Annotated in this window: 1 protein-coding gene; it reads right to left on the bottom strand. The window is 34.0% G+C overall.

Going from position 1 to position 972, the window contains the following annotated elements:
- The coding region (locus R7E78_RS24850; protein ID WP_318058438.1) for a DsbA family protein at positions 1-587 on the bottom strand (587 nt) is incomplete at its 3' end.
- Positions 588-972: the final 385 nt, after the last annotated feature.

Below are 972 nucleotides of genomic sequence, written 5' to 3'. Positions count from 1 at the left end.
ATGCACTTATTGAACTCTTCCAAGTTCAAAGATAAATCTGTAGCTGCTTTTTTATAGAGCTCATCTCCTAAGTCTTTGACATTGCTAAACAGCATATCTCGCATTGGCCAGTAGGAATTTTGGTGAAGACTACACGTAGCTGCGATCGCAGCACCCATGGCTTTCGCGTGAAAACTCAACGGGAAATCGCGCGCAATATATTGAACTTTACCAGTATCAATATAATTTTCTTTTATCTGTTTAAAAGCACTGTCTGTAAATCGTTTACAATAAGGACATTGAAAATCAGAAAATTCAATAATAGCAATTTTTGCGTCTTTACTTCCCAGAAGTGGCAATGTGCCATCTTCAGTAAAGTTAGGTTGATTCGGCAAAGTCGGTGGCTCTTTTTTGGGTGGGTTAAATGCCAAATCTTTCATTTCTTTCACTTCATTTTCTATCTTTCCTACTTCTTTTGTTAGTTGACTGATCTCTTGTTTTAATGACTCAATTTCTGATTTTAGCTTATCGTTATCATCCGACTGACAACCCGTTAAAAACTGCAGTAATACTAACGGTATGACGATTCTTACTGTTTGTATAAACATCTCACGCCCTCACTATGAAATAGTACGAATATAAATTCGCACTTTACTTATCCCTATTAAAAGATTTGCTGAGATGTCATTGACAGAATATGCCTGTTAAGTGATTAGAGAAAATTTAAACTATCAGTAATAACAACAAGCTACAGATTTCCATCTAATCTGAGTATTAATAAATTCCGAATAACTATTAACACTGACGATAAGACAGCAATTTCTTTCAAGTTGGTAAAAAGTATTGTAAAGGAGTCGATCTAAGTCAATTCGGTTAATAATATGGTTATAAAAAATGGTCATATTATGCTGATATAAAATGACGATCAGCTAACGACATGTATTTAAAACAATTAATTTATTGCTTGGTAAGGTTTCGATTTATTTGAACGAC

The organism is Vibrio sp. YT-19(2023) (assembly GCF_033337395.1).
This window is presented reverse-complemented; position numbering and strand designations above follow the sequence as displayed.